This is a genomic window from Pseudomonas sp. S2_B10 (assembly GCF_054668425.1).
Window position 1 is genome coordinate 1,537,851 of the sequence record NZ_CP162768.1, and the last position, 21,812, is coordinate 1,559,662.

At 59.4% G+C, this 21,812-nt stretch carries 24 protein-coding genes; 5 read left to right on the forward strand and 19 right to left on the reverse strand.

All coding sequences use genetic code 11. The annotated features are described in order from the left end of the window. From tolA to AB4O45_RS06865, 12 genes are all read right to left on the reverse strand, one after another. Positions 1-1,077: a cell envelope integrity protein TolA gene (tolA, locus tag AB4O45_RS06810; protein ID WP_016773505.1), complete on the reverse strand. Its 1,077-nt coding sequence runs from the start codon at positions 1,075-1,077 to the stop codon at positions 1-3. Next, a complete protein-coding gene (gene tolR, locus AB4O45_RS06815; RefSeq protein ID WP_160767866.1) occupies positions 1,077-1,529 on the reverse strand; it encodes a protein TolR in 453 nt (150 codons plus the stop codon). Before tolR ends, tolA begins: the two co-directional genes overlap by 1 nt. Before the next feature lie 23 nt (positions 1,530-1,552). Beyond that, positions 1,553-2,248, reverse strand: a complete 696-nt coding sequence (tolQ, locus tag AB4O45_RS06820) for a protein TolQ (protein ID WP_008080223.1) — start codon at positions 2,246-2,248, stop codon at positions 1,553-1,555. Continuing rightward, positions 2,238-2,705: a tol-pal system-associated acyl-CoA thioesterase gene (ybgC, locus tag AB4O45_RS06825; RefSeq protein ID WP_150637475.1), complete on the reverse strand. Its 468-nt coding sequence runs from the start codon at positions 2,703-2,705 to the stop codon at positions 2,238-2,240. Before ybgC ends, tolQ begins: the two co-directional genes overlap by 11 nt. A 127-nt stretch (positions 2,706-2,832) precedes the next feature. Continuing rightward, a complete protein-coding gene (ruvB, locus tag AB4O45_RS06830) occupies positions 2,833-3,894 on the reverse strand; it encodes a Holliday junction branch migration DNA helicase RuvB (RefSeq protein ID WP_024014087.1) in 1,062 nt (353 codons plus the stop codon). Continuing rightward, entirely contained in the window at positions 3,895-4,503 is a 609-nt protein-coding gene (gene ruvA / locus AB4O45_RS06835) for a Holliday junction branch migration protein RuvA (protein WP_024014088.1), read from the reverse strand. Positions 4,504-4,617: 114 nt separating this feature from the next. After that, positions 4,618-5,145, reverse strand: coding sequence for a crossover junction endodeoxyribonuclease RuvC (ruvC, locus tag AB4O45_RS06840; protein ID WP_016773501.1), 528 nt, complete (start codon positions 5,143-5,145; stop codon positions 4,618-4,620). A gap of 155 nt (positions 5,146-5,300) precedes the next feature. Continuing rightward, entirely contained in the window at positions 5,301-6,047 is a 747-nt protein-coding gene (locus tag AB4O45_RS06845) for a YebC/PmpR family DNA-binding transcriptional regulator (RefSeq protein ID WP_024014089.1), read from the reverse strand. 119 nt (positions 6,048-6,166) lie between these two features. Then, the gene (aspS, locus tag AB4O45_RS06850; RefSeq protein ID WP_041479793.1) at positions 6,167-7,942 is read right to left on the reverse strand and encodes an aspartate--tRNA ligase; all 1,776 of its coding nucleotides are present in this window, start codon (positions 7,940-7,942) and stop codon (positions 6,167-6,169) included. A 98-nt stretch (positions 7,943-8,040) separates the two neighbouring features. After that, positions 8,041-8,262, reverse strand: coding sequence for an FmdB family zinc ribbon protein (locus AB4O45_RS06855; RefSeq protein ID WP_056787910.1), 222 nt, complete (start codon positions 8,260-8,262; stop codon positions 8,041-8,043). A 130-nt stretch (positions 8,263-8,392) separates the two neighbouring features. Continuing rightward, entirely contained in the window at positions 8,393-8,731 is a 339-nt protein-coding gene (locus tag AB4O45_RS06860) for a ribbon-helix-helix domain-containing protein (RefSeq protein ID WP_024014091.1), read from the reverse strand. Positions 8,732-8,912: 181 nt separating this feature from the next. Next, the gene (locus tag AB4O45_RS06865) at positions 8,913-9,383 is read right to left on the reverse strand and encodes a Dps family protein (RefSeq protein ID WP_041479794.1); all 471 of its coding nucleotides are present in this window, start codon (positions 9,381-9,383) and stop codon (positions 8,913-8,915) included. Between the two features lie 311 nt (positions 9,384-9,694). On the opposite strand from AB4O45_RS06865, the gene AB4O45_RS06870 reads away from it, so the two are divergent. Beyond that, positions 9,695-10,297: a cold-shock protein gene (locus AB4O45_RS06870; RefSeq protein ID WP_016773496.1), complete on the forward strand. Its 603-nt coding sequence runs from the start codon at positions 9,695-9,697 to the stop codon at positions 10,295-10,297. A gap of 63 nt (positions 10,298-10,360) precedes the next feature. On the opposite strand, the gene AB4O45_RS06875 is transcribed toward AB4O45_RS06870, so the two are convergent. Together AB4O45_RS06875 and AB4O45_RS06880 are read right to left on the reverse strand one after the other, a co-directional pair. Then, complete coding sequence (locus tag AB4O45_RS06875) at positions 10,361-10,567, reverse strand: SlyX family protein (RefSeq protein WP_041479795.1); 207 nt, start codon at positions 10,565-10,567, stop codon at positions 10,361-10,363. Positions 10,568-10,570: 3 nt separating this feature from the next. Next, a complete protein-coding gene (locus tag AB4O45_RS06880) occupies positions 10,571-10,996 on the reverse strand; it encodes an HIT family protein (protein ID WP_056787907.1) in 426 nt (141 codons plus the stop codon). 892 nt (positions 10,997-11,888) lie between these two features. Between AB4O45_RS06880 and AB4O45_RS06885 the strand changes: the two genes are divergently transcribed. Continuing rightward, on the forward strand, positions 11,889-13,226 hold the full coding sequence (locus tag AB4O45_RS06885) for an OprD family porin (protein WP_016773493.1): 1,338 nt from the start codon (positions 11,889-11,891) through the stop codon (positions 13,224-13,226). A 224-nt stretch (positions 13,227-13,450) separates the two neighbouring features. Here the strand turns inward: AB4O45_RS06885 and AB4O45_RS06890 are convergent, their stop codons facing one another. After that, positions 13,451-14,293 carry a mechanosensitive ion channel family protein gene (locus tag AB4O45_RS06890; protein WP_016773492.1) on the reverse strand — a complete coding sequence of 281 codons (843 nt, stop codon included), beginning with the start codon at positions 14,291-14,293 and terminating at the stop codon, positions 13,451-13,453. A 153-nt stretch (positions 14,294-14,446) separates the two neighbouring features. Further along, the gene (locus tag AB4O45_RS06895; protein ID WP_016773491.1) at positions 14,447-14,932 is read right to left on the reverse strand and encodes a YajQ family cyclic di-GMP-binding protein; all 486 of its coding nucleotides are present in this window, start codon (positions 14,930-14,932) and stop codon (positions 14,447-14,449) included. 140 nt (positions 14,933-15,072) lie between these two features. Between AB4O45_RS06895 and AB4O45_RS06900 the strand changes: the two genes are divergently transcribed. Genes AB4O45_RS06900 through AB4O45_RS06910 form a run of 3 tightly spaced genes read left to right on the forward strand, consistent with a single transcriptional unit; the run spans position 15,073 to position 18,660 of the window. Continuing rightward, positions 15,073-15,990: a putative 2-dehydropantoate 2-reductase gene (locus tag AB4O45_RS06900; protein WP_460161233.1), complete on the forward strand. Its 918-nt coding sequence runs from the start codon at positions 15,073-15,075 to the stop codon at positions 15,988-15,990. A gap of 45 nt (positions 15,991-16,035) precedes the next feature. After that, the gene (locus AB4O45_RS06905) at positions 16,036-18,072 is read left to right on the forward strand and encodes a sensor histidine kinase (protein ID WP_076563949.1); all 2,037 of its coding nucleotides are present in this window, start codon (positions 16,036-16,038) and stop codon (positions 18,070-18,072) included. A gap of 3 nt (positions 18,073-18,075) precedes the next feature. Next, positions 18,076-18,660, forward strand: coding sequence for a cob(I)yrinic acid a,c-diamide adenosyltransferase (locus tag AB4O45_RS06910; protein ID WP_150637464.1), 585 nt, complete (start codon positions 18,076-18,078; stop codon positions 18,658-18,660). A gap of 113 nt (positions 18,661-18,773) precedes the next feature. Here the strand turns inward: AB4O45_RS06910 and AB4O45_RS06915 are convergent, their stop codons facing one another. The 3 genes from AB4O45_RS06915 to argJ all read right to left on the reverse strand — a co-directional run bounded on the left by AB4O45_RS06915 (position 18,774) and on the right by argJ (position 21,748). Beyond that, positions 18,774-19,721 (reverse strand): Nudix family hydrolase, encoded by a 948-nt coding sequence (locus AB4O45_RS06915; RefSeq protein WP_460161234.1) that lies wholly within the window; start codon positions 19,719-19,721, stop codon positions 18,774-18,776. After that, a complete protein-coding gene (locus AB4O45_RS06920) occupies positions 19,718-20,350 on the reverse strand; it encodes a glutathione S-transferase family protein (protein ID WP_056787884.1) in 633 nt (210 codons plus the stop codon). The genes AB4O45_RS06915 and AB4O45_RS06920 overlap by 4 nt, the downstream gene beginning before the upstream one ends. 180 nt (positions 20,351-20,530) lie before the next feature. After that, on the reverse strand, positions 20,531-21,748 hold the full coding sequence (argJ, locus tag AB4O45_RS06925; RefSeq protein ID WP_423663378.1) for a bifunctional glutamate N-acetyltransferase/amino-acid acetyltransferase ArgJ: 1,218 nt from the start codon (positions 21,746-21,748) through the stop codon (positions 20,531-20,533). Between the last annotated feature and the right edge of the window lie 64 nt (positions 21,749-21,812).

Genomic DNA, 21,812 nt, shown 5'->3' on the forward strand with positions numbered 1-21,812 from the left:
TCACAAGGCTAGATCCTCAGGTGTGAATGTCATCTTGAATGAACGATACGGAGCGAAATCGCTCGGCTTCATTCCCTGCATTTCTGTCAAACGTCCAATATTCTTCACTGCCGCGACTGCCGAAGCATCGAACGGACCGTCACCACTGGACTTGGCGACGCTGACCGAAGTCACCGTGCCGTCCGGCAACATGCCGATTTGCAGCACGACCGTCATGCCTTTGCGCGCCGAAGGAGGACGAGCCCAGCCTTCCGCTGCACGAGCGCGAATCAGGTCATCGAAACTGCCGGCAACTTCGTCACCCTGCTCATCTGCCAGGGCCTGCTGACGCTGCGGCGTGTCGGAAAGCAGATCTGCCAGGGCCTGGGCCTTTTTGTCTTCGGCGGATTTGCGTGCCGCTTCCTGCGCTTTCTTCTTCGCAGCATCGGCAGCAGCTTTCTTCTTCGCGTCTTCGGCGACTTTCTTCTTCGCCTCTTCAGCTTCAGCTTTCTTCTTGGCGTCTTCGGCGGCTTTCTTCTTCGCGTCTTCGACGATCTTCTTCTTGGCTTCTTCGGCAGCGGCCTTCTTCGCCTCTTCCTCAGCAGCCTTCTTCGCTTCGTCTTCGGCCTTCTTCTTGGCTATATCAGCCAATTGTTTCTCTTCGGCCTTTTTCGCTTCGGCTTTCTTCGCGTCGTCGGCTTTCTTGGCTTCATCAGCCTTTTTCGCCTCGTCGGCTTTTTTCGCCTCGTCTGCCTTCTTGGCTTCCTCGGCCTTTTGAGCCGCTTCCTCTTTCTTTTGTTCCGCCGCCTTCACCGCTTCCTGCTCGATCTTTTTCTGTTCCATCTGTTCGACTTCGGTCTGGCGCGCGGCGGATTTCTTCGCCTCACCCGCAATCTTCTGATTGGTCTGGGTGGTCGCCTGACTTTTCGATTTCAGCTGGTACAGAGTCGCCTGGACGATCGGCTTGGCCGGCGGCAGTTCGGGCGTGAAGGCAAAACTGACGAACAGCATGCCAAAAACCAGCACGTGCAGGACGATTGCCAGAACACTAGGCCAGAAGTAGCTTTCCGAGGCGGACGGCTCTCGCTGTTGCTGCATCAGGGGGCCTCGGTAATCAGACCAACGTTACCGACCCCGGCTTTCTGCAACCCGCCCATGGCACCCATGACGGCGCCGTAGTCGACAGTTTTGTCACCACGAATGAACACCTGGGTGCGTTTGCCGCCCTCGGTGCCGGCGCGGATGATCTTGGTCACCGCGTCCGTCATCTGTGGCAGGGTCATGGCCCTGTCCTGTTGCTTCTCGGTGTCGACTTCGCTGCCAAGGTTCCAGTAGTAGGTCTTGTCAGCCTTGATCGAAATGGTCAGGACCTGAGTGTTGTTGTCCTGCGGCAAGGCTTCGCTGGAAACCTTGGGCAGATCAACTTTCACGCCCTGATTGAGCATCGGCGCGGTCACCATGAAGATGACCAGCAGCACCAACATCACGTCGATGTAGGGCACCACGTTCATCTCGGCGACCGGCTTGCGCTTTTTGCGAGCTCGAGCGATTAAAGCCATCGGGAAATACCTGCTTATTCTTCGCTGGTGTGCACTTTGCGGTGCAGGATCGCCTGGAATTCATCGGCGAAGGTGTAGTAGCGGCCCAGCAAGGTTTCGCTGCGCGCAGCAAAACGGTTGTAAGCGATGACCGCCGGGATCGCAGCGAACAGGCCGATCGCGGTGGCGATGAGGGCTTCGGCGATACCCGGGGCAACGGTGGCGAGCGTCGCTTGCTGGGCGCTGGCCAGACCACGGAAGGAGTTCATGATCCCCCACACGGTGCCGAACAGACCGATGTACGGGCTGACCGAACCGACGGTGGCGAGGAACGGCAGGCTCTGCTCGAGTTTCTCTTCTTCGCGCGAGATGGCCACGCGCATGGCACGGGCGACACCTTCCATCACGGCTTCAGGATCGACACCTGGCTGCTGACGCAGACGGGAGAATTCCTTGAAGCCGGCACGGAAGATCTGCTCCACGCCCGAATCCGGATCAGGGTTGCTGCCGGCCTGACGGTACAGTTTGGACAGGTCGATACCCGACCAGAAGCGCTCTTCGAAGCTCTCCAGGGCACGTCGACCGGCACGCAGCAAATTGCTGCGCTGAAAGATCATGATCCATGAGGTCACCGATGCGGCCACCAGGGTCAACATTACCAACTGCACCACGATGCTGGCATTGCTGACCAGGCTCCACATGGAGGAATGGTCGACGACGTTAGCTTCCACGCTTTATCTCCTGCTTTGAGTGTGTACCCGGGCCGACCGCGTCGGCGAAGGCCGCACGCAGGTCTTCGGGAAGGGCCCGGGGTTTCAAACTGTCGGTGCGCACGCAGGCCACCAAAAACTGCCCTTCGCAGAGCAGCACATTATCCGTGGCCCGCCTGACCTGCTGTTTGAAGCGCAGGCTGGCACGGTTCAATTCGATTACATCAGCGCTTACCAGCAGTTCGTCATCCAGTCGCGCCGGCGCGTAGTAGCGCGCTTCGCTGGAATGCACGACGAACAACAGGTCCTCTCCGGCAAGCACAGATTGGGCAAAACCCAGTTCCCGTAGCCGCTCGGTTCGAGCCCGTTCCATAAACTTGAGGTAATTAACGTAATACACGATGCCGCCCGCATCGGTGTCCTCGTAATAAACGCGACAACGATGTGCGAACGGCTCAAGCCCGTTTTGCGCGCGCATACTCTAGTGCTTACTCCTCAGGTTGCCAATCCGGCCAGACAACTGTTTTTCGTGGTTTCAAAGCTTTAACGCAAAAGTACCGTCGTCTGACAGTACAAACCCTGAATAAATCACCAACAAATGTGTATCAATCGTCGACGGCGTCCAGAAACTCGTCTGCCACGGGCATCTCGCCCATGCGTGACGGAACATTCAAACCGAAATGCAGATAGGCATGCCGCGTCACTACCCTGCCCCGTGGCGTGCGCATGATGTAGCCCTGCTGGATCAGATACGGTTCGAGCACGTCTTCAATGGTGTGGCGTTCTTCACTGATCGCCGCCGCCAGACTGTCGATACCGACCGGGCCGCCGTCGAACTTCTCGATCATGGTCAGCAGCAGACGCCGGTCCTGGTGATCGAAACCGTGTTCATCGACGTCCAGCAGGTTCAGCGCCAGATCCGCCACCGCTTTGGTGATGTGGCCCTTGGCGCGTACTTCAGCGAAATCGCGCACCCGCCGCAGCAGACGGTTGGCAATTCGCGGTGTGCCACGGGCGCGACGGGCGATCTCGAACGAACCTTCCGGATCCAGCGGCAGACCGAGAATGGCCGCCGAACGACTGACGATCGTTGCCAGATCCGCCGTGCTGTAGAACTCCAGGCGCTGGACGATACCGAAGCGATCACGCAACGGATTGGTCAGCATGCCGGCGCGGGTGGTGGCGCCGACCAGAGTGAAAGGCGGCAGGTCCAGTTTGATCGAGCGCGCCGCCGGCCCCTCGCCAATCATGATATCGAGCTGGAAATCTTCCATCGCCGGATACAGCACTTCTTCAACGATCGGCGACAGACGATGGATTTCGTCGATGAACAACACATCGTGCGGCTCAAGATTGGTCAGCAACGCGGCCAGATCACCCGGGCGTTCCAGCACTGGCCCGGAGGTGCTCTTGATCGACACGCCCATTTCCTGGGCAATGATGTTCGCCAGCGTGGTCTTGCCCAGCCCCGGCGGGCCGAAGATCAGGGTGTGATCGAGGGATTCGCTGCGGCCACGGGCGGCCTGGATAAACAGCTCCATCTGCTCGCGCACGGTCGGCTGGCCAATGTAGTCGGCCAGGCTGACCGGGCGGATGGCCCGATCCTGGACTTCTTCGCGCTCGCGCGGGCTGTGCGCGGCGGCGATCAGACGATCAGCTTCAATCACTTAAATCATTCCCTTCAGAGCGCGGCGGATCAGGTCTTCGCTGCTCAGGTTCTTGTCTTTGATCGCGGAAATCGCCTTGCTCGCTTCCTGCGGCTTGTAGCCCAGCGAGATCAACGCGCTGACCGCATCGGTCTCGGCACTGTTGACCGGCGCCGGGCCGTCCGGCTGATTCGGCACCAGCGCGAACATCGCCGGCGAAGTTTCCCAGGCCTTGAAGCGATCTTTCAATTCCACCAGCAAACGCTCGGCGGTTTTCTTGCCAACCCCCGGCACCTTGGTCAGCGCCGAAGTGTCCTGAGACTGCACGCAGCGCACCAGCTCGTCGACCTCCAGGCTCGACATCAACGCCAGCGCCAGTTTCGGTCCGACGCCATTGAGACGGATCAGCTCGCGAAAGAAGTCTCGCTCACGCTTGCCGGCAAAACCATAGAGCAATTGCGCATCTTCGCGTACGACCAAATGGGTGTGCAGGGTCAGCGGTTCGCCGACCGACGGCAGACGATAAAGGGTGGTCATGGGCACTTCCACCTCATAGCCAAGGCCGTTCACATCGAGAATCAGGTGCGGCGGCTGTTTCTCAGCCAGGGTGCCGCGCAAGCGTCCAATCACGTTTTGAATCCTTGAGCGCTGGCCAGCCGTGGGCTGGCGACGATTGAAGGTGGCTTGCGCGCCGACAACACAGGCACCGCGAAGTCACTTTCGAGAAAATTGATGCTGATGCTATCAGAGACGCAGGCGCCCGCCACGACTGCGTGCGGTTCCCAGCCCGTGCGGCAGCAGGCTTGAGCGCGTGTGCGCATGGCAAATGGCAATCGCGAGGGCGTCGGAGGCGTCGATCTGCGGCTTGCTGGTCAACTTGAGCATGTGCATGACCATCATCTGCACCTGCTCCTTATTGGCCGCACCGGTGCCGACCACCGCCTGTTTGACTTGCGTGGCGGTGTACTCGGCGATTTCCAGACACTCTTCGGCGCCGGCGACAATCGCAGCGCCGCGCGCCTGCCCGAGCTTGAGCGCCGAGTCGGCGTTTTTCGCCATGAACACCTTTTCGATGCCCATGGTCACCGGGCCGTAGGTCTTGATGATTTCGCGCACGCCGCGATAGACGATCTGCAGACGCTCATGCAGCTCGCCGGAGCCGGTGCGAATGCAGCCCGAGGCCACATAGATGCAGCCACCCCGCCCGGTATCGCGAACGATCCCGTAACCGGTGATGCGCGAACCGGGGTCGATACCAAGGATTAGAGTCATAACGCCTGCAGATTCATAAAACGATTTACCTGACAGCCAATAGCAAATGTGGGAGCGAGCCTGCTCGCGAAGGCGGTATGTCAGCAGATACAGGTGCTGAATGACACACCGCTTTCGCGAGCAGGCTCGCTCCCACAAGGAAGACTAGTCGCTTATCAGCCAAGCTGAGCGGCGACGTCTTCCGGGATGTCCGCGTTGGAGTAGACGTTCTGCACGTCATCCAGGTCCTCAAGCATGTCGATCAGCTTGAGCACTTTCTCCGCACCTTCCAGATCCAGCTCGGCGCTCGTGGTCGGCTGCATGACGATTTCCGCATCATCGCCCTTGAACCCGGCCGCTTCCAGCGCGTTGCGCACCGCATAGAAACCGGTGAACGAGGTGAACACGTCGATCGAACCGTCTTCGTGGGTGACCACGTCATCGGCATCGGCTTCCAGTGCCGCTTCGGTCAGTGCGTCTTCATCGACGCCCGGAGCGAAGCTGATCTGGCCCTTGCGCTCGAACAGATACGCCACCGAACCATCGGTGCCGAGGTTGCCGCCACACTTGCTGAACGCGTGACGCACAGCCGCCGCAGTGCGGTTGCGGTTGTCGGTCATGCACTCGACCATCACCGCCACACCGCCCGGGCCGTAACCTTCGTAGGTCAGTTCTTCAACGTTGTCCGCTTCAGTGGCGCCGGCACCGCGCGCGACGGCACGGTCGATGATGTCGCGACTCATGTTCGCGCTCAACGCCTTGTCCAGAGCCAGACGCAGACGCGGGTTGGAACCCGGATCACCGCCACCCTGACGGGCCGCAACGGTCAGTTCACGGATCCACTTGGTGAAGATCTTGCCCCTCTTGGCATCCTGACGTTCTTTGCGGTGCTTGATGTTTGCCCACTTGGAATGACCTGCCATAACTTGCTCCGAATGCTCTTTGAAACCTTGCCCGCCCCGCCGAGGCAGCGGCCGGCAATTGAAAAATTCGACCTGAGAAAGAAAAAAGGCGCATCCGAAGATGCGCCTTCAGGCCCGTCTTACTCAGCCTTTGGCGTTTCGCGCAGGCGAATGTGCAGCTCGCGCAATGCCTTGGCATCCACTACGCCCGGAGCCTGCGTCATCACGTCGGCAGCACTCTGGGTTTTCGGGAAGGCGATCACTTCACGGATCGACTGGGCGCCGGTCATCAGCATCACCAGACGGTCCAGACCGAAGGCCAGACCACCGTGCGGCGGTGCACCGTACTTCAGCGCGTCGAGCAGGAAGCCGAACTTCTCTTCCTGTTCCGCTTCATTGATGCCCAGCAGACGGAATACCGCTTGCTGCATTTCCTTGCGATGGATACGGATCGAACCGCCGCCCAGCTCGGTGCCGTTCAAGACCATGTCGTACGCACGGGACAGTGCGCCGGCCGGGTTGGCTTCGAGCTCCTGCGGGGTGCACTTCGGTGCAGTGAACGGGTGGTGCAGCGCCGAGAAGCTGCCGTCGTCGTTCTCTTCGAACATCGGGAAGTCGACGACCCACATTGGCGCCCACTCGCAGGTCAGCAGCTTCAGGTCGTGACCGAGTTTGATACGCAGCGCGCCCAGGGCTTCGCTGACGATCTTGGCCTTGTCGGCACCGAAGAACACGATATCGCCATCGACTGCGCCAACGCGATCGAGGATCACGTTGAGCTTGTCTTCCGGGATGTTCTTCACGATCGGCGATTGCAGACCTTCAACACCGGCGGCACGCTCGTTGACCTTGATGTACGCCAGGCCCTTGGCACCGTAGATGCCGACGAACTTGGTGTAGTCGTCGATCTGCTTGCGCGGCATGCTCGCCCCGCCTGGAACACGCAGTGCGGCGATGCGGCACTTCGGATCGTTGGCCGGGCCGCTGAAGACTTTGAAGTCGACTTCTTTCAACTGGTCGGCAACGTCAACCAGTTCCAGCGGAATACGCAGGTCCGGCTTGTCCGAACCGTAGCGGCGCATGGCTTCTTCGAAGGTCATGTGCGGGAATTCGCCGAACTCCAGGTTCAGCACTTCCTTGAACAGGTTGCGGATCATCTGCTCGGTCAGGCCCATGATCTCTTTTTCATCGAGGAAGCTGGTCTCGATGTCGATCTGGGTGAATTCCGGCTGACGGTCGGCACGCAGGTCTTCGTCACGGAAGCACTTGGCGATCTGGTAGTAACGGTCGAAGCCGGCGACCATCAGCAGTTGCTTGAACAGCTGCGGCGATTGCGGCAGGGCGAAGAACGAACCGGCGTGGGTACGGCTCGGCACCAGATAGTCACGCGCACCTTCCGGAGTGGCCCGGGTCAGGATCGGCGTTTCGACGTCGAGGAAGCCGTTCTCGTCGAGGAAGCGACGGATGCTGGTGGTCATGCGCGAACGCAGGCGCAGCTTCTCGGCCATTTCCGGACGACGCAGGTCGAGGAAGCGATAGCGCAGGCGGGTTTCTTCGCCGACGTCGGAGAACTCGTTGAGCGGGAACGGCGGGGTTTCCGACTCGTTCAGCACTTCCAGTTCATAACCCAGCACTTCGATCATGCCCGAGGCCATGTTGGCGTTGGTCGCGCCGGCCGGACGCAGACGCACCTTGCCGGTGATCTTCACGACGTATTCGCTGCGCACGCGGTCGGCGGCGGCGAAGCTCTCGGCGCGATCCGGATCGAACACCACCTGAGCCAGACCATCACGATCACGGATATCGAGGAAAATCACCCCGCCGTGGTCGCGGCGACGGTGAACCCATCCGCAAAGGGTAATTTCCTGGCCTTCCAGGCTTTCGTTCAGTTGGCCGCAATAGTGGCTGCGCATCATGGTGTGGTTCGCTTCTCGTAATTCGAAATTCGGTGGAGATCCCGCCGCCATCAAGCAGGGCGGAAACTCACGCGTGTCGTTCGTTCAGGGTTTGAACCCTAGTCAGCTTTGTCGCCACCGGCCAGATTCTTCTTGGCTCCGGTCTTGAAGTCGGTCTCGTACCAACCGTTGCCGCTGAGGCGAAAACCCGGCATGGACAGCTGCTTCTTCAGTTCGGGCGCCTGGCAGGCAGGGCAATCGACCAACGGTGCGTCGCTGATCTTCTGAATGGCTTCCAACTGATGACCACAGGAAGCACATAGGTAATCGTACATTGGCATGGAGGTGTCTCGGCGATCAGATTGCTGCCGCGCGCAGGGCTTTGCGGCGAAAGCGCGGGATTATATCGATTAAATGCGGGCTGTGCAGCCGTAACGCTGCACGGCCCGCAACCTCGTTGCAACCGCCGTTTCAGCGCGAAACTGCGGGTGCGAGATCTTTGATCCCGTTCATGACGCAAACCACCCGCACCAGCGCACTGAAATTCTTCACTCCGCCGTAACGCAGATGCACCTCACGATCAACGTGGGATAGCAGTGTGCTGATCGAGCAATGATTGTCCTCGGCCATGCCGCCGAGGATGTTCCAGTAGACCTGCTCGAGTCGCAGGCAGGTCGCAAAACCATTGAGGCGAATCGACCGCGACAGCGGCCGGATCAGATTCATGTCGAACTCGCTGACAAACGGATCGACCTTTATTACATGCCGCGAAGCCGACATCCTGTCGCTTCGCCTGTCTCCTTCTACCATAGCGTTGACACTCCTTTGCCATGACTGCTGATTTATAAGGCAACATCCTGCGCCTTCATAAAAACCCAGTGACAAAGTTAGCGCCATACGACTTGTTGACCAGCCTCGTAGGATAAGCCAACGACAACGGTAAGAGTCTGGAGAGCATGCGGACGACCTCACGCCGTCCGCAGCGCCTGGATCATTCCTCGAGCAGTGCGCGCAGCATCCACGCAGTTTTCTCGTGCACTTGCATGCGCTGGGTCAGCAGGTCAGCGGTGGGCTCGTCGCTGACCTTGTCCAGCAGCGGGAAAATGCCGCGCGCGGTACGGGTCACCGCTTCCTGACCTTCGACCAATTGCTTGATCATGTCTTCGGCGCTCGGCACACCGACTTCTTCTTTAATAGAAGAAAGACGCGCGTAGGTCGCGTAGGCACCCGGCGCCGGGAAGCCCAACGCACGGATACGCTCGGCGATCAAATCGACGGCCAGCGCCAGCTCGTTGTATTGCTCTTCGAACATCAGGTGCAACGTGCGAAACATCGGGCCAGTGACGTTCCAGTGGAAGTTATGGGTTTTCAGATACAGCACGTAGGTGTCCGACAGCAGTCGCGACAGCCCTTCGACGATGGATTTGCGGTCTTCTTCACTGATACCGATATCAATTGCCATGCTTGCCCCCTAACAGTGATTGAATTCATCCAGCAGGTTCGGTCCCACTGTAGCAAGGCAAGAGCCGGCTCGCAGCTATGAATCCGTGGTCAGACTGCGACAAATCGACCGTTTTTCTGCCGCTGGCCGGGCTGATTTGAGTAGCCGCAGGCTTTGCTGTTAAATAGGCAGTGTGTCGCCATGCCCTATTTTCCGGGGTGTTGCGCATAGGCTGATGCCGTGTACGTGTCCACCGCCTCTTATTTTGTCCTGAAGCGAACCGTGCGCCTTCAGCTCTTCCTTGTGAGCCGTCATAACGTGAGCCAATCAAAATGTTGAAAATCGTCCACCTGCTAATGGGCGCAGCAGCCTTGCTGCTGTCGTTCATACCCAGCCTGAAAGCCGAAGCCGTTCCTTACCTGCAACAGCCCGATGCACTTTACCTGGCCTTTTTCGGCCTGCTGAACCTGGTCATCGCTCCAGTGATTCCGTACTGGAACAAAGGCCCGCGCCAGCATCTGCAAAATCTGGTCAGCGCCCTGCTGGTGCTGACTGTCGTCCTGCAAACCCTGACGCTGATCGCACCAATGCCGGTCATCGCTGGCCAGCCGGCGGTGTTGTTCAGTCTGGTGATCGCCCTGGTTGCCGTGCTGCTGCATCTGGCCGTGAGCTTCTACAAATCGTCACCGGCCGCTGCGCCGACCACCTATGACATGAGCAATCGCGATACCGGCACCGTGAAGTGGTTCAACACTTCCAAGGGTTTCGGGTTTATCTCCCGGGACTCCGGCGATGATATTTTCGTGCACTTTCGCGCCATTCGTGGCGAAGGCCACCGCGTCCTGGTCGAAGGCCAGCGCGTCGAGTTCTCGGTAATGAACCGCGACAAGGGCCTGCAAGCCGAGGACGTGATCGCCGCCCTGCCGCGTCGCTGATCCAAAGCAAAAAAACCGCGAGCAGCCTGACTGTTCGCGGTTTTTTTATGCCTGCCGAATGGCTCAATAATGCGGCGGCGGTGCATCTTCCTCAAAAGCACCGAACTGCCCGACCATTTCTTCGTGACGCTTGATCAGCGCTTCCATCTGCAATTGCAGGCGCTCGATGACTTTCTGCTGGGCCACCAGCACATCGTTCAAAGCCTGAATGGTGTCATCCTGAAAGGCCAGACGGCTTTCCAGATCGGTTACGCGTCCCTCAAGGCTCATGACTCAGCCCTCCAAAAAAGTGAATTCATCGGTCAGCACCAGACGCAAGCGCTCGCGAATGGCTGCTACCTGTTCCGCGCTGTACGGCTTGGCCGGGTGCCTGCCCCAGACCGGAGCCGGCCAGGCGACATCGTCACGCTTACGCACGATCACATGCATATGTAACTGGCTGACAACGTTACCCAGGGTTGCCACGTTCAGCTTGTCGGCGTCGAACGAATCCTTGAGTAACTCGGCAAGGGTGGTGGTTTCCTGCCACAGTTGCTGCTGATCGGCGACATCCAACTGAAACAACTCGCTTATATCCTCGCGACGAGGTACCAGGATGAACCAAGGGTAATTGCTGTCGTTGGACAGCAACAGCCGGCACAACGGAAAGTCGCCGATGACCAGGGCGTCCTGTTGAAGTCGTGAATCCAAAGCAAACACTGTGAGCACTCCCGCTGATCCTCTAACTCAGCTTAGCGGCGGCCCATTCGAAGCAGCGCGCCAAGCGACAGAACGGCAGCATACCTGCGAATGCAGCGAGCTTCACGCCGCTGCCAGCAGTAAATCGTCAGGCGCTCCGACATGAAACATTTATCCCGGCCGCGCACCAACACAGGCCCCGACATGAGCCTTGACGTGAAGAGCTGCACGAAAATCCTTGATCTGCCGTACCTCAGGTCAGTCGCCGCCAGATTGGCCAAGGCTGGATTCATAATTTTTTTGCACCAAAACTGCACAACACGACTACGCTCACTGGGTCGGGCATCCGCTAAATACTCAGTAAGGGGTGAACCGGTAACGTTTTTTGCTGTCCTGCGCACCCTGGGTACGCTGCAACACCATTGGGAGAACCTCGTCAAGCCCGCAGCAAAAAAGGCTCCGGAGCCCCGTTTTCACACGGTTTTCACATCTGCGAGCGGCCCATAGAAAAATAACCGCAGCGTTTTCGCGGTTTGTGCACGCTTGTTGCATTAGTAACCGTATGGACTATAAGCGCACCACTGGAAGTGGTCGCTTGAAGCCAATAAAAACAGTGGCAGGGTTGCCCGATGGAGATTCAAGTGTTTTGCCAGGGACTCTTTTTTAGCGATGCAAAAAAGGCCCGGAAACAGCGATAAAGTTGTCAGTCCGGCTGCATCGGTACTGTGAATTTGCGACATCCAGCGCTCCTTTTGCGACAACGCCGTAAAGAAGCTGAAAGGTTGATTTCGCAAGTATCGCCAACAATGTCGGCGTGATATAAGTTTGCGCCGACACAAAAAGAAAGAGCCGCCCAGATAATAAAACAGGTGGGACGGCAGTACTCTTCTAAAAACCAAAGGAGCAAATCACGATGCGCGTGATGAAGTGGAGCATGATCGCCCTGGCTGTTGCAGCAGGCACCTCGCAGTTCGCAATGGCGTCTTCTCAAGATGAAGCCAAAGGTTTCCTGGAAGATCAGAGCCTGAAACTGAAGACTCGTTTCGAATACATGAACCGCGACTACAAAAATGGCGCGGGCAACGTTTCCAACGGTGACGGCACTTTCAAAAGTGGCTATCGCCAGGATAGCGGTCTCAGCCAACTGCTGACTTACGAGTCGGGCTTCACTCAAGGCACCGTAGGCTTCGGTCTCGACGCCATGGCCATGGGTTCGGTAAAACTGGACGGCGGTTCGGGTCGTCGTGGTAACGGTTTGTTCGCCAACGACAGCGATGGCAACCCTGAGAAATCCCAGGGCAAGGTCGGCGGCGCAGTCAAATTCCGTGTATCCGACACCGTTCTGAAATACGGTCAGCAATTCGTTGCCAGCCCGGTTTTCGCCACTGACGACAGCCGTCTGCTGCCAGAAGTCGCCACCGGTACCCTGATCACTTCCAAAGAGATCAAAGGTCTGGAACTGAGCGCAGGTCGCTTCACCGCCCTCAGCAAGCAAACCGGCATGGGCCGCGACAGCATCGGTGGTCTGCCGGATGAAGATGGCAATGGCGGCAAAGGCCTGACCAGCATCAACATTTTTGGCGCCAGCTACTCGTTCACCGACAATTTCACCGGTGCACTGGCGGCTTCCGACGCTGACGACTACTTCAAGAAGTACTACGTCAACCTCAACTACACCTTGCCGATCAACGACGAGCAGTCGCTGAACTTCGACTTCAACGGCTACCACACCAAAGGCGACAGCCGCGGTGATCTGGTTGACGCAATTGGCGATGGCACCACCGGTGTAGACAACAACCTGTGGTCCCTGGCTGCTGCGTACAGCATCGGTGCTCACAAATTCACCCTCGCTCACCAGCGTTCCAGCGGTGACAACGCTTACTACTACGGCGTTGACGGCAACAGCACCATTTTCGTCGCCAACTCCATTCAGATCTCCGACTTCGTGGGCCGCGACGAGCGCTCTTGGCAAGCTCGCTACGACCTGAACATGAAAACTTACGGCGTACCTGGCCTGAGCTTCATGACCCGTTACGTAATGGGTGACCACATCACCACCAACGGTCTGGGTGAAGGTAAAGAGAACGAGTGGAACGCCGAGTCCAAGTACGTGGTTCAGGAAGGTCCGGCCAAAGACCTGTCGTTCCGTCTGCGTTACGCCATGTACCGCTCCAACGGTGCCTACAGCGGTTACTCGTCTGATAACAACGACACCCGTCTGATCATCGAGTACCCACTGAACATCCTCTAATAAGGATGCGAAGCTGACGTACTGTAGAGCTCTGCTCTAACAAAACCGCTCGCCTGAATCAGGTGGGCGGTTTTTTTATGGATGAATAACTAACCAAAAAGACAAACATTAGCTAGCTACTTATTAGCCAGCATAGTTTCATCGCGCCGATAAAAAACCCGAGAGTGTGCACACTGCTCGGGTTCTATATTAGTTGCTGACTGCCAAGCCAACTTCAAAGACGCTTACTGCGTGGCAGATTCCTGCACTACACGTATAACCCTCTGCGGAAATGGAATATCAATGCCCGCAGCCTTCAAACGATCACGCGCCTGTTCATTGAACATGAACATCACGTCCCAATAATCCGCAGTTTTAACCCAGACACGCAGGGAAACTGTGATCGAACTGTCACCCAATGTCGAAATCACTGCCTGTGGCTCCGGGTCCTGCATGACGCGGGGATCTTTGGCCAGATCCAGCAACACCTGACGGGCCTTCTGCAGATCCGCTTCGTAATCCACGCCGACATCAAACACGACTTTGCGGGTTGGCTGACGGTTGGTGTTGGTGATGATGCCGTTCGACAGGTTGCCGTTGGGCAGGATGATGGTCTTGTTGTCGCCGGTACGCAGCACGGTGTGGAAAATCTGAATGCTGTCGACGGTACCCGCTACACCTTGGGCTTCGATCCAGTCACCGATACGGAACGGGCGGAACAGCAGAATCAGCACGCCGCCAGCGAAGTTGGCCAGGCTGCCCTGCAGGGCCAGACCGATCGCCAGACCCGCAGCACCGATGGCCGCGACGAACGAGGTGGTTTCGACGCCGATCATCGACGCGACGCTGACAATCAGCAGCACCTTGAGAATGATATTGGCCAGGCTGCTGATAAAGCCTTGCAGGGCCAGATCGGCATTGCGCAGAGCCAGCAGACCGCCGAGTTTCTGCGTGACCTTGTTGATCAGCCACCAGCCGATCGCCAGGGTAATCACTGCCAGCAGTACGCGGCTGCCGTATTCCATGATCATCGGGATCCACGCCTGGGACGCCTTGACCAGGTGGTCCACTTCCGCATTCAAATCCATGTTCTATCTCCTGATTTCCGGCTTCCCGGGGTGTATTCACAAACAACTGTGGGAGCGAGCCTGCTCGCGAATGCGGCGTGTCAGTCAACTTTTCGCTGAATGAAACACCGCATTCGCGAGCAGGCTCGCTCCCACATAGCCTTCAGACCAAGCTTAGTCGCGGAAGTTGTTGAACTGCAGCGGCATGCCGAATTCCTTGGCACGCAGGGCCGCGATGGCTTCCTGCAAATCGTCGCGCTTCTTGCCAGTGACACGCACCTGCTCGCCCTGAATGGCGGCCTGAACCTTGAGCTTGGCCTCCTTGATGTGGCCGACGATTTTCTTTGCCAGCTCTTTGTCGATGCCTTCCTTGAGGATGGCGTCCTGCTTCATCAGTTTGCCGGAAGCGTAAGCATCCTTGACCTCAAGGCACTGCACGTCGATCTTGCGCTTGGTCAGCGCCAGCTTGAGGATTTCGATCATCGCTTCGAGCTGGAAAGCAGCTTCGGCGGTAAGGCTGACGGTCAGGTCCTTTTCCTTGAACTCGAAGCTGCCTTTGCCTTTCAGGTCATAACGACGATCGAGTTCCTTCACGGCGTTCTCGACCGCGTTGGTGAGTTCGTGTTTGTCCAGTTCGGATACCACGTCGAACGACGGCATGTAATCTCTCCAATAAAAAGGCGCGCTCGATGTGGATGGAGCGCGCTTGGCTTGCGGTTAAAATCGGGCTCATTATAACGGGTCTTTTCCTACCGATACGGCGAGCCGCACATGCCTGCAAGCAATCGAGCAAAAAACTGATGTCGACCACCTGGCACGTACTCGGCGCCGGCAGCCTCGGCACACTCTGGGCGACACGTCTGGCCCGGGCCGGCTTGCCTGTGCAACTGATCCTGCGCGATGCGGCGCGTTTGCACAGCTACGAGGCAGTGGGCGGCTTGACCCTGGTAGAAAACGGACAAGCTCATACCTATGCAGTTCCCGGCGAAACCCCGGACAGCCCCGAGCCGATTCGCCGATTGCTGGTTGCGTGCAAGGCCTATGACGCCGAAGAGGCCGTCGCCCGCCTCGCTTCCCGCCTCGCTCCGGACGCCGAACTGATCCTCCTGCAAAACGGCCTTGGCAGTCAGGACGCCGTCGCCGCGCGCGTGCCGCAAGCGCGCTGCATCAGCGCCTCCAGCACCGAGGGCGCGTTCCGCGATGGCGATTGGCGCGTGGTGTTTGCCGGTCACGGTTTCAACTGGCTGGGCGATGGCGCAAATCCGCTGGCGCCGGTCTGGCTGGACGACCTGCAAGCGGCGAACATCCCCCATGAATGGAGCGCTGACATCCTCACCCGCCTGTGGCGCAAACTGGCGCTGAACTGCGCGATCAACCCGCTGACCGTGCTCCACGATTGCCGCAACGGCGGGCTGAGCGAGCATCACTGCGAACTTGCCACACTCTGTGCCGAATTGACCGAACTGCTCGAACGCTGCGGCCAACCCGCTGCGGCGGACAATCTGCAAGCGGAAGTCGAACGAGTGATCCACGCCACCGCCGCCAATTACTCTTCGATGTATCAGGACGTCGCCAACCAGCGCCGCACCGAAATCAGCTATCTATTGGGCCACGCCTGCAAAGTCGCCGAGCGCCATCAGTTGTATCTGCCGCATCTGCACCAGTTGCAGCAACGTTTGGTGGCGCATCTGCGCAAGCGTGGATTGCCCAGTGACTGAGCAGCCGCTAGGCTGACGACTTGTTCCCCTGCTGCGATAAACCTGATGCCATTGCGCCAGCGCCTTGAAAACCTGCCGGTCGGCCAGAAACTGCTGGCCGCCCTGCTGGTGTTGTTAACCACGGTTCTGCTGGTCGCCAACCTGACCTTTATCAGCGCCGCCTACTACATTTCCCAGGAAAGCATGGCACCACAGGCCCTGCAGACCATCGGCCGGCTGATCGCCAATCCGAGTCTGGTCAGCGATGCGCTGGAGTCGCCGCGCAGCGCCGAGCGCCTGCTCAAGGAGCTCGACAGTTATTCACCGCTGCGCGCCGCCGCCCTGTACGACGGCAAGGGTGAACGCCTGGCGCAAGTGCAGCGCGGCGAAAAACTCAGCCTCCCCGAGCGCTACCGCCATGTCGAAGCCTGGCAACTCACCGAGTTTCGCAGCAACCAACTGATCACCCTGCCCCGCCCCGGTGCCGCGCCGGGGCATCTGTTGCTGGTCGCCAGCAGCGAACTGCCGATGGCGTTCTACACCGGCACTCTGACCGCAAGCCTCGGCATCCTGATCTTCAGCGTCTTGCTGTGGCTGGTCATCGCCCGGCAGATCAAACGTCTGATTACCCGACCGATTCACCAGCTTGAGGAATTGTCCCGGCAGGTCACCCGCGAAGAGAACTACGCCCTGCGCGCCGCGCGCGGCAACCACGACGAAATCGGCAGTCTGGCCGAGGCGTTCAACACCATGCTTTCGCGCATCGAAGCCCGCGAGCAGCAATTGAAACGCGCCCGCGACGACTCGCAGGCCGCCTACGATCAGGCGCAAGGCCTGGCCGAGGAAACCCGCCACACCAACCGCAAACTGGAACTGGAAGTCCAGGTGCGCAGCAAGATCGAAAAGAAACTCACCGGCTTCCAGAATTACCTCAACAGCATCATCGACTCGATGCCCTCGGCGCTGATCGCCCTCGACGAGCAGCTCTACGTCACTCAATGGAACCAGGAGGCCAGCGCGCTCTCCGGTACACGCCTGGATGAGGCTTTGAACCAGCCGATCTTCCTCGCCTTCGAACCGCTCAAGCCGTTTTTGCCGCAGCTCAAGGCCACCGTCGAACAGCACACCGTGGCCAAAGTCGACCGGGTAACCTGGTTCAAGGACGATGAACCCAAGCATTATGCGCTGACGTTTTATCCGCTGATGGGCGGTGCCGGGCGTGGCGTGGTGATCCGTATCGACGACATCACTCAGCGTCTGTCGCTGGAAGAAATGATGGTGCAGTCGGAGAAGATGCTCTCGGTCGGTGGCCTCGCGGCCGGCATGGCCCACGAAATCAACAACCCGCTCGGCGCGATCCTGCACAACGTGCAGAACATTCGCCGGCGTCTGTCGGCGGATCTGCCGAAGAACATCGAGACTGCCGAACAACTGGGCATCGAACTGGACACTGTGAACCGCTACCTGCAAGGCCGCGAAGTCCCGCAACTGCTCGACGGCATTCAACAGGCCGGCGCCCGCGCGGCGAAAATCGTCACGCACATGCTCAGCTTCAGCCGCCGCAGCACCCGGCAAATGGCGCCCTGCGATCTGCCGGCGCTGATCGATCAAGCCGTTGAGATCGCCGGCAACGACTTCGATCTGGCCATCGGTTTCGACTTCAAGGGCCAGGCGATCATCCGCCAGTTCGACCCGGCACTGGGTCCAGTGCCGGGCACCGCCAACGAACTGGAACAGGTGCTGCTCAATCTGCTGAAAAATGCCGCGCAGGCGATTCATCAGCGCGAAGACGACAGCGAGCCGGGCCGGATCATTTTGCGTACCAGACTCAATCCGCCGTGGGCCGAGATTCAGGTCGAGGACAACGGCATCGGCATGAGCGAGAACGTGCGCAAGCGCACTTTCGAGCCGTTCTTTACCACCAAGGAAATCGGCCAGGGCACGGGGCTTGGTCTGTCGGTGTCGTACTTCATCATCACCAACAATCACAAAGGCCAGATGGAAGTGCAGTCGGCGCCCGGCCAGGGCACTTGCTTCACTCTGCGTCTGCCGCTGGTGCAGCCTGCGCCGTTGACCACCGAAACCAATTCACTACCGAGGTAACCCATGGGCTTTCGCTTGTCGAAGATCTACACCCGCACCGGCGACAAAGGCGAAACCGGCCTCGGTGACGGCCGTCGCGTCCCCAAGGATCACCCGCGCATCGAGGCGATCGGCGAGGTCGATACGCTGAACAGTCAGGTCGGCGTGTTGCTCGCCGGTTTGCTCGCCGAGCGCGAAGTGCATCCGGCGCTGAATGAAATCATCGAAGTGTTGGCGCCTTGTCAGCATCGCCTGTTCGACCTCGGTGGCGAACTGGCGATGCCTGAATATCAGGCGTTGAACGAGGCCGAAATCGAGCGGCTGGAAGCGGCCATCGATGTGTGGAATGAAGAGCTGGGGCCGCTGGAAAACTTCATCTTGCCGGGTGGTTCGATGTTGATTGCGCAGGCACATGTCTGCCGCAGTCTGGCGCGCAGTGCCGAGCGGCGCTGTCAGCATTTGAATGCGCTGGAGCCGTTGGCCGGGGTTGGCCTGGCGTATATCAATCGGTTGTCGGATTTGCTGTTTGTTGTGGCGCGGTTGATTGCGCGGCGGCAAGGGGTGGCGGAGATTTTGTGGCAGCCGGCGGCGAAACCTGGAGGAAAGTAGCGCCTGTCAGGGCGCCTTCGCGAGCAGGCTCGCTCCCACATTTGACTGCATTCTGACTGGAGAAATGCAATCCACTGTGGGAGCGAGCCTGCTCGCGAAGAGGTCGGTAGCCCTTACACTGGATCAGGCCAGAACGCCCGAATCCCCGCCACACCCTGAGCCCCAGCACTCCAGGCTTTCTCGCGTTCCGCCGGCCCTACTCCACCGAGCAGAAACACCGGTTTACTGAAACCGTCAATCAACGCCTGTGCCTGCTCCCACCCCAACGGCTGCGCATCCGGGTGCGTCAGCGTCGGCTGCACCGGCGACAGAGTGACGAAATCAACGCCCATCTGCTCGGCCAGCGCCAGTTCTTCGGCGTCATGGCAGGACGCCGCGAGCCAGCGCTCCGCCGGCAACGGACGTCCTGCCGCTGCGTATTTACGCAGTTGGGCAGCGGTGATGTGCCATCCGGCAGACGGGAAATCGCCGAGCCATTCGAAAGGCCCTTTGATCATCAACTGCGCCTTGCCGGCGCACAGGCCCACCGCATCCACCGCCAGATCCCGGTATTTCGGGTCGTAGCCGTTGGGTGCGCGCAGCTGGATCAATTTGATTCCGCCGGCAATCGCTTTCTGGATGCCGCGCAACAAGGCCGGGCCTTCCAGATCTTCGGGAGTGATCAAGTATTCGGCAGGCAAGCGCGCCGCCGCGACGATCGGCTGATTGGCCGCCGGAAACTCATAGTCAATCAATTCCCTGGCAGTGACCCAGGCCAGTGGCTGGCCTTCAGCGCCGTGGGGTTCGCCACTGAACGCCGAGACTTCCCAGACATCCAGCAAGACCTGTTTGTCCGGGTAATCGTGGCGAACCTTGATCAGCGGCCGCGCAGCATCAACGATGATGCCCAGCTCTTCGTGCAGCTCGCGAGCCAGTGCCGATTCGACAGACTCGTCAGCCTCGACCTTGCCACCGGGAAACTCCCACAAGCCGCCTTGATGCTGGGTGTCGGCACGGCGGGCGATAAGGATTTTGCCGGCGCCGTCACGAATGACGGCAGCGGCGACGTGGACGCGTTTCACGGGTTCAATTCCTCCAGTCCAGCCTTTTGCCACGCTTTGAAGGCGGGCCATTGGTAGATGGTTTCAACATAGGCTTCGTCGACCGCCGGCAGCTTCACCTGATAGGTGCGCAAGCGCACGGCGATCGGCGCAAAAAAGGCATCGGCAAGGCTGACACGACCGAACAGGTACGGCCCCTCTTCCGTCGCTGCCGCGCGGCATTCGGCCCACAGCGCGAGCATGCGTTCGATATCGACCTTCACTTCTGGCGGCACCGGGTTCAGCGGTGCGTCCTGGCTCAGGTTGAACGGCATGTGGTTACGCATGGCGAAGAAGCCGCTGTGCATTTGTGCGCAGGCCGAGCGGGCCTGGGCGCGGGCAAAGGTATCGCTCGGCCAGAGTTGCTCGGACGGAAACTGCTCAGCGAGGTACTCAGCAATGGCCAGCGAATCGGCGATGGTGCCACGGGTGGTATGCAGCAGCGGCACCTTGCCGGTCGGCGAGTGCTTGAGCAGGCGCTCGCGGGTGTCGGGTTTGCCGAGCTTGATCAGCTCTTCGCTGTAGGGTGCGCCGGTCAGGTCCAGCGCCAGTGCCGCACGCAGGGACCAGGAGGAAAGCAGTTTGTCGCCGATGATCAGGTGCAGGGACATGGTGTGGCGCCTTTTCGTCAGGGAAACAATCCAGAATGTCTGGCGTCTGGTCGTCCGTCATCGCGGGCAAGCCCGCTCCCACAGGTTTTGGTGGTGTACACGGCATTTGTGAACGACCGCAATCACTGTGGGAGCGGGCTTGCCCGCGAAGAGGCCGGCAGCCCACTCCCACACCTTGAATCAAGTACGGTATTCAGCGTTGATCTTCACGTACTCATGCGACAGGTCGGTGGTCCAGATGGTTTCGCTGCAATCGCCGCGGCCCAGTTCGATGCGGATGGTGATTTCTTCCTGCTGCATCACCGCCGAGCCCTGGGCTTCAGTGTAGGTCGCGGCGCGGGCGCCACGGCTGGCGATGCACACGTCGCCGAGGAACACGTCGATCTTGCTCACGTCCAGATCCGGCACGCCGGCACGGCCCACGGCAGCGAGGATACGGCCCCAGTTCGGGTCAGAGGCGAACAGCGCGGTCTTGATCAGCGGCGAGTGGGCCACGGTGTAACCGACGTCCAGGCATTCCTGATGGTTGCCGCCGCCATTCACTTCAACGGTAACGAATTTGGTCGCGCCTTCGCCGTCACGCACGATGGCCTGGGCGACGTCCATGCACACTTCGAACACCGCTTGTTTCAGCTTGGCGAACAGCTCGCCTTCAGCGCGGGTGATCTCGGGCAGCGCGGCCTTGCCTGTAGCGATCAGCATGCAGCAGTCGTTGGTCGAGGTGTCGCCGTCGATGGTGATGCGGTTGAACGACTTGTTGGCGCCGTCGAGCATCAGGTTGTGCAGCACCTCGCGGGAGACTTTGGCGTCGGTGGCGATGTAACCCAGCATGGTCGCCATGTTCGGCCGAATCATGCCGGCGCCTTTGCTGATGCCGGTGACAGTGACGGTCACGCCGTCATGCTCGAACTGGCGGCTGGCGCCCTTGGGCAGGGTGTCGGTGGTCATGATCCCGGTGGCCGCGGCTTCCCAGTTGTTCTCCGACAGATCATCCAGCGCGGCTTGCAGTGCGCCTTCGATCTTCTCGACCGGCAGCGGCTCGCCGATCACGCCAGTGGAATACGGCAGAATCTGGCTGGCATCGACGCCGGTCAGCTCGGCCAACTTAGCGGTGGTGCGCTCGGCAGCCGCCAAGCCAGGCTCGCCGGTACCGGCGTTGGCATTGCCGGTATTGGTCAGCAAGTAACGCACGGCATTGTGCACGCGCTTTTTCGCCAGGATCACTGGTGCGGCGCAGAACGCGTTCAGGGTGAACACGCCAGCCACGGTGGAACCTTCAGCACAGCGCATCACCACTACATCCTTGCGCCCCGGGCGCTTGATGCCGGCCGAGGCGATACCGAGTTCAAAACCGGCAACCGGGTGCAACGTTGGCAAAGGACCAAGACCAACAGCCATGAATGCGCTCCTTACTCAATGATGTCAGCACCGCCACGGGAAAGGACGGTGGGATAAATGGCAA